4 protein-coding genes and 2 pseudogenes are annotated in these 5,079 nt (G+C 65.9%); 3 read left to right on the top strand and 3 right to left on the bottom strand.

Going from position 1 to position 5,079, the window contains the following annotated elements:
* On the top strand, window positions 1–416 hold a 416-nt coding region (locus EAH89_RS30335; RefSeq protein ID WP_140887837.1), incomplete at its 5' end, for a GDP-mannose 4,6-dehydratase.
* An 8-nt stretch (window positions 417–424) separates the two neighbouring features.
* Window positions 425–1,417, top strand: a complete 993-nt coding sequence (locus EAH89_RS30330) for a GDP-mannose 4,6-dehydratase (RefSeq protein WP_277753917.1) — start codon at window positions 425–427, stop codon at window positions 1,415–1,417.
* A 750-nt stretch (window positions 1,418–2,167) separates the two neighbouring features.
* On the opposite strand, the pseudogene EAH89_RS30325 reads toward EAH89_RS30330, so the two are convergent.
* A pseudogene (locus tag EAH89_RS30325) lies at window positions 2,168–3,396 on the bottom strand (IS3 family transposase).
* Window positions 3,397–4,149: 753 nt separating this feature from the next.
* On the opposite strand from EAH89_RS30325, the gene EAH89_RS30320 reads away from it, so the two are divergent.
* On the top strand, window positions 4,150–4,494 hold the full coding sequence (locus tag EAH89_RS30320; protein ID WP_140887832.1) for a MarR family transcriptional regulator: 345 nt from the start codon (window positions 4,150–4,152) through the stop codon (window positions 4,492–4,494).
* 25 nt (window positions 4,495–4,519) lie between these two features.
* Here EAH89_RS30320 and EAH89_RS32955 read toward each other — a convergent pair whose 3' ends face one another.
* Both EAH89_RS32955 and EAH89_RS30310 read right to left on the bottom strand, forming a co-directional pair.
* The gene (locus EAH89_RS32955; RefSeq protein ID WP_241667276.1) at window positions 4,520–4,786 is read right to left on the bottom strand and encodes a transposase; all 267 of its coding nucleotides are present in this window, start codon (window positions 4,784–4,786) and stop codon (window positions 4,520–4,522) included.
* Between the two features lie 60 nt (window positions 4,787–4,846).
* Window positions 4,847–5,079 (bottom strand): annotated as a pseudogene (locus tag EAH89_RS30310) (IS6 family transposase); the annotation flags it as partial.

The raw sequence follows: 5,079 nt of genomic DNA, 5'->3' as shown, positions 1-5,079 counted from the left end.
AGTTCGTCACTCGCAAGGTCACGGACGCGGCGGCCCGCATCAAGCTCGGCCTGGCCTCGGAGCTGCTCATGGGCAACCTCGACGCCAAGCGCGACTGGGGCCACGCGCGCGACTACGTGAAGGCCATGTGGCTGATGCTGCAGCAGGACCAGGCCGACGACTACGTGGTGGCCACCGGCCGCACCGTGACGGTGCGCGACATGTGCCGGATCGCCTTCGCGCATGTGGGGATGGACTACCAGGACTTCGTGAAGGTGGACCCCGCCTTCATGCGCCCGGCCGAGGTGGACGTCCTGCTCGGCGACGCCTCCAAGGCGCGGGAGAAGCTCGGCTGGTCGGCCGAGACGAGCCTGGAAGACATGATCAAGGAGATGGTCGAGGCCGACCTCGCCCGTCACCGCGCGCGGCAGCGCTAGGGCGTCCCGTGTCAGGACACCCGGGGCGTCCCGCCCGTATACTCGTGACCGGGGCCGGCGGCTTCGTCGGGCGCCACATGCTGGTCGCGCTGCGCGCCGCCTTCCCTGAGGCCGTGCTGGTCGGCACTGCGCGTACTGGCCGCGCTGAGCGAGTGCAGGGCGTCGACGAAGTGGTCGCGCTGGACCTCGATGAGCCGTCAGGCCTGCTGGATGCTGTGGCGACAGCGCGGCCTGATGCTGTGATGCACTTGGCGGCTCGCGCCGATGTTGGCGCCTCCTTCCGCAATCCAATGGCATTCTGGCGCACGAATTTGATGGGGACCGTTGCCCTTGGGGAGGCCGTGCTGCGGGCTACGCCGAGGGCGACCTTCATCCTAGCTTCCTCTGGGGAGGTCTACGGCCTTGCGTTCCGCGCCAAGCATCCGGTCCACGAGAACTCAATGCTTATGCCGGCAAATCCCTATGCGGCCAGCAAGGCGGCAGCGGACTTGGCTATCGGAGAGATAGCCCTACGCGGCTTGCGCGCCGTGCGCCTTAGGCCCTTCAACCACACCGGCCCCGGCCAGAGAGACGGGTTCGTTGTTTCGTCCTTCGCGCACCAAATTGCTCTAATTGAGGCCGGAAGGCAGAAGCCAGTGTTGCGCACTGGCGCCTTGGACCGCTGGCGCGATTTCCTAGACGTGCGGGATGTGTGTGCGGCTTACGTAGCTGCCCTGTCACAGGCCAACTCCCTTGTCCCTGGCGTCGTTCTTAATGTGTGTTCTGGTAAGCCGCGTCGCATCGGTGACATTCTTGATCGGCTTCTCAGTCTGTCCAGCGTTGCAGTTGAGGTGATGCAGGAAGCAGCTCGCCTTCGGCCGACCGACGTGGAACACGTAGTGGCCGAAGGAAGCCGGGGTCGGACACTTCTTAACTGGGCGCCGCGCATTGATTGGGATGAGACACTTGGCGACCTCCTCGCCAGTTGGAGGCAAACAGTGAAAGCCGCTGGTCCTTCCTAAGGGAAAATACGACATCATCCGTAAGCTTGCTGAGGAGGCTGCCTACATCAGCGCTCCTATGGCGTGGATACCCCAGGGACAGCCTGTGGCTTGGCTAGGGACGAAACGCCGACTTTCTTTGCTGGAGCGGATGGGAGTAGGCGTAGTCTAAGCGTTCATCATTGGCAGCGGCGCTAGAGGGTTGCCGAGTTCAGGTGTCGCCGGGTTGGAGGTGCCAGGGCAGGAGATCGGTGATCCACTCCTTGCACGGATCACTGAGTCCCACGGATGACGGAGGTTCGCCGCACTGAATGCACCGAAGTTTTGGCACAACTTCGGCCAACGTCAGATCGAGAGGAAAATTGGGCACGAGATCGGCCACTGGGTGCCGCTGTACTCGGCCGGGTCCAGCGCACTGCAGGAAGAGAGCCCACGGGCCGGCTGGAGCGGCAAAGTCGCCCACCGGCCGCCCCCATGGCTTCCTGCCCAAGGCGCACCGGCTCGGCCACGTCAGTCGTCACGAGGCACTTCCTTGTCCAGCCTTTCCCTATAGCCCAAGACGCACCGCCGCCTCCAGCCGCGCCAAGCCGCCCTCGCGAACGACCTTACGCCTTCGCAACGCCGTCGCTTCCGTAGCAGGAGGCCCGAGCGCGGCGCCAATACCATCCCCGGTTGTGATGCCCCGGTCGTCCAGCGCGCGATCCATTGCGACCCGTGGGCGAATAGCTTGAAGCTGTACCGCCCGCAGTTTCTGAGACACCTGAGTGAAGCCTATGCGGCGAGAGCCGCGGGTGAAAGCTGATCCTGGCGGACGGCGTCCGGCGTTCTGAAGCCGTGACGCTCGATGAGCCAGGTTGAGTTGTACGTCTGGCGGAATTCGAGCAGCGCCTGGCGGAGTTGCTCGACGGTGTCGAAGGTCCGGACCCACAGGAGGTTCTCCTTCAAGGTTCGGATGAAGCGTTCGGCGCATCCGTTCCCCTCGGGTGCCCGCACGAAGGCGGGCGAGCTCTCGATGCCGAGGAACGTCAGCTCGCCCTGGAAGGCGTCGGACATGTACTGCGAGCCATGATCATGTCGCATCGACAGGCCCGCCGCGATGCCCTTGGCGAAGCCGCCGAAGTGCTGGCGCACGCCCTGCCGGAGGGGCTCCAGCGCCTCGAAGCGGGTGCCGCGCCGGGCAGCATGCAGGCCGACGCAGCCGGCGCTGTGGTGATCGACGGCAACGAACACCGCCGCCTGGCCCTCGCCAGTCCAGGTGGTGGTCATGTCGGTGCCCCAGATGGTGTCCAGGGTGTCGGGAATGATGGTGCCGTCGTGGTTGCGCGGGCCCCGAGGCGCTCCGACACGGGACGGGGCGAGCAGGTCGTGCTCGCGCATCAGCCGCAGCACTCGGCGGCGGGAGGTCCGGACGCCCCTCACGCGCAGCCTCGCCCAGACCTTGCGGTGCCCCTCGCCATGGAAGGGGCTAGCCGCGAGGACAGCCCGGATCGCCTCCAGCAGCGCCAGATCTGCCATTGGCCCGACCGGGCCCGATCGCCGGGGTGTCTCCGTTCGGGGCGGCAGGCGATGGCGGTAGATCGTGGCCCGGGCGGCCCGCCAGATCCGGCACACCTGGGCCAGGCCGTAAGGCCTGCCGCTGCTCGGCGAGGTGGTCAGGCTCATGGCCGTGACCTCCGCCGGACCAAAGGGCGGCCATCCTCGAGCGCCGCCACCTTCGCCTCCAGCAACTCGCGCTCGAGCAGCATCTCGCCCAGCCGCGCCTTGAGCCGCTCGCTCTCCAGCGCCTCACCATCAGCAGGCCGCGTCGCCAGGCTTGCCTCGCCGCCCGCCAGAAAGGCGTCGCGCCAGCCGCTCAGGGTCGCCGCGGTCACACCCAGTGCCCGCGAGACCGTCTCCAGGTCCTCGCCCCGGAGCAGCCGAAGTACCGCATCCCGCTTGCGTTGCCGCGACATCCGACCACCCCGGCCAGGACCAGCGGCATCCGTCGTCTGTGTCGTCATCGTGCACCCCATCGGCGGATACCGTCCGCTTGCGGGGCGTCTCATTCAACCGTGGGGCGGAGGAAAGCTGAGCGGCCTTCCGAGCCTGCGTCTCCTCACGCGAGAGCTCCGGCTTTTCAGGTGTCTTACGGTTCATGTGATTGTCCTACACGAATGGCGCTATGGGCAGCGGAGCTGTTGCCAGTAGATGCTTGCCGTCTCCCTCGGCATCATGAAGGCAGGAGCCGAAGGCTTTTGCGGCCGAAGCAGTCTGCAGCCACTGCAGTGCGATCTCCGATGTAACGAAAGTATTGCATCGGGAAGACGGGACCCTCGCTTGGACGCAGGCCCCCAGCACCAGACGCGGTATGCACCACATGGTCCAACAGATCTGCCCTGTGCGGCATGGTGGGCCGGACGGGACGCCACGAAGCTGCCCTCATGAGGGCGAAGCTGTCGGGCAGCTGGTCAACCGCCTCGTTGGTGTGCGCCGTTGAAGGGCGAGGTAACCCTGCTCCGCCGGCAAAGGCTTGCTCAGCCTCAGTATGGTCCGCCGCCGCACGGTAACCAAGCTGCCCTGAGCGTGCCCGAACCCTCCCTGTTGGCTTTCTCGGCGCGGTTTCCGCGGCATGAGTTTCGTGTGCCGCTGCCGCGGACCAGTCGCGCCGACTGCCTGAAACGTTAAGCTAGTGGTGCTAGAATGCCGCAGACGAGTTCCAGCGAGGCCGAGTGCGCAGCGCCCGGCTTTTGCGGCTCCTAAGGCAGGACCGACCCATGCGCGGGTACACCAGACGAAGCAGCCCCATTGAGATCCTTCGGGAGACGGTGGTGTCCTTGATACGTCGCGACGGTCCAGACCTCTCAGCGCGCCAGCTCGGCATTTTCCTTACCGTATGCCTTTGCGAGGGGCCGCACACTGTGCGCGGCTTGGCCACGTCGCTCGCCCTCTCTAAATCCGTCATCACGCGCGCGCTGGACCGCCTCGAAGCGTTCGAGCTTGTTCATCGCACGATCGATCCCGACGATCGCCGGTCGGTCTTCGTCCAGCAGACCGGCAGAGGCGCAGCCCTGGTTCGCGAAATCCACCAGATCATGCGGGAAGCCAGGTCTGCCTCTTAAAGCTCGGGATGCTCTGTTGAAATGCTCATGCGGCTTCGGCGAGAAGCATGAGGTTGTGAGTGAGAACGCGGAGGACGAGTTCGCGGTTCTGGGCTGCGGTGTTGCGGGCGGTCAGCGCTGAGCCGAGGCGCCGCTTGTGCTGGCTGAACCCGCTCTCGACGTGCCAGCGCTGATGGTAGAGGGGCTTGGGAGAGCGGTGCCGCATGGCGCGTCGATACGGGGTCTTGGGCCAGCGGCGCCCCGTGTTGCGGCGGTTGAGGCGGATGACGGTCTGTCGAACACCCAGGGGCACCGTCAACTTGCTGGCGTCAAGGCGACGAGGCTGACTGATTGGCAGCGAGATAGAGGGCAATCAAGCCCGCGCGGCGAGCCCGCTGATGTCGGACCATACCTCGAACGCACGCGCCCTTGCGGCGTGGTACTCGCGGGCAGTGAGGTGGGCTCGGCGAAGATGAAAGAGGTTGCTGATCCCGTCATGGGCCGAGAGGAAGCGCTGCGCCTGGCCGGCTGACTTGAAGCGCTTCATCTGCCGCTCTCGTCGTCGCGTCGGCTGATGCGAGTTCTCCGCCCGGTTGTTCAGCCCCT

Source organism: Muricoccus nepalensis (genome assembly GCF_006438825.1).
In the GTDB taxonomy this organism is placed as follows: Bacteria; Pseudomonadota; Alphaproteobacteria; order Acetobacterales; family Acetobacteraceae; genus Roseomonas; species Roseomonas nepalensis.
The sequence above is the reverse complement of the archived record's forward strand: the minus strand, read 5'-3'. Positions and strand labels throughout refer to the sequence as shown.